Origin of the sequence: Kitasatospora sp. NPDC047058, from assembly GCF_040643935.1 — a bacterium.
Lineage (GTDB): Bacteria > Actinomycetota > Actinomycetes > Streptomycetales > Streptomycetaceae > Kitasatospora.
The window spans coordinates 1-1216 of record NZ_JBEYVJ010000911.1; the positions used below are offsets into that span (position 1 = coordinate 1).

The 1216-nt window shown below is 72.2% G+C and carries 1 protein-coding gene; it reads right to left on the bottom strand.

Annotated elements, in window-relative coordinates:
* Positions 1-1216 (bottom strand): acyltransferase domain-containing protein (locus tag ABZ885_RS41570; RefSeq protein ID WP_360200458.1); only part of this gene is annotated, 1216 nt, incomplete at both ends.

Below are 1216 nucleotides of genomic sequence, written 5' to 3' on the forward strand. Positions count from 1 at the left end.
CCCCGCAGCCGGCCTCGTCACCGGCCCGCACGGCCAGCTCCACCAGCCCCGTGCCGGGCACCAGCACCACGCCGCCGACCCGGTGGTCGGCGAGCCAGGGCTGCGCCTTGAGCGACAGGCGGGAGGTGAACACCAGCCCGTCGGAGTGCGGAAGCTCCACCATCGCGCCGAGCAGCGGATGATCGGTACCGGCCAGCCCGAGGGAGGTGGCATCGGTGGGGGCGTCGGTGGCCTGGAGCCAGTAGTGCTGGTGGTCGAAGGCGTACGTGGGCAAGTCCACGCGGCCCGACGTGGCCCCCTCGGGAAGGATGCCGGACCAGTCGACGGGGACGCCGCGCACGAACAACTCGGCCATCGACGTGAGCAGACGGCGCAGGCCGCCGTCCTCGCGACGGAGGGAACCGGTGACCGTGGTGCCGGTGTCGTCGAGGATCTCGGTGATCGGCTGGACCAGCACCGGGTGGGCGCTGACCTCGACGAAGACGCCGTGGCCCTGCTTCAGGAGGGCGGCGACCGCGGGGCCGAAGCCGACCTGGCTGCGGAGGTTGCGGTACCAGTAGCCGCCGTCCAGGACGCCTTCGTTCTCGATCCACTCCCCCGTGACGGTCGAGTAGAACGGGATCGACGGGGCCTTGGCCGTGACTCCGGCGAGGGTGTCGGCGAGCGTGTCGCGGATGTCCTCGACATGCCGGGTGTGGGAGGCGTAGTCCACCGCGACCCGCCGTACCCGGATCCCGTCGGCGGCCAGCGCCTCCAGGGCCTCGTCCAGCGCCTCGGCGTCACCGGCGATCACCACGGAGGACGGCCCGTTGACGGCGGCGACCTCCACGCGGCCCGCCCAGCGCTTCAACCGCCCGGCCGCCTCGCCCTCGCTCAGCGCGACCGAGGCCATGCCACCCCGCCCGGCGAGCTGCCCGGCGATGGCCTGACTGCGCAGCGCCACCACCCGAGCCGCATCCTCCAACGACAGGGCACCCGACACACACGCGGCCGCGATCTCACCCTGCGAATGCCCCAGCACCGCATCGGGCTCGACACCCACCGAAGACCAGACGGCCGCCAGACCCACCATCACCGCGAAACTCGCCGGCTGAAGGACGTCGACCCGCTCCATCAGACCCGGGTCGGCATCCCCACGCAGCACATCGATCAACGACCAGTCGATGAACGGCTCCAGGGCCGCCGCACACTCGGTGATCCGCTCGGCGAACACCGG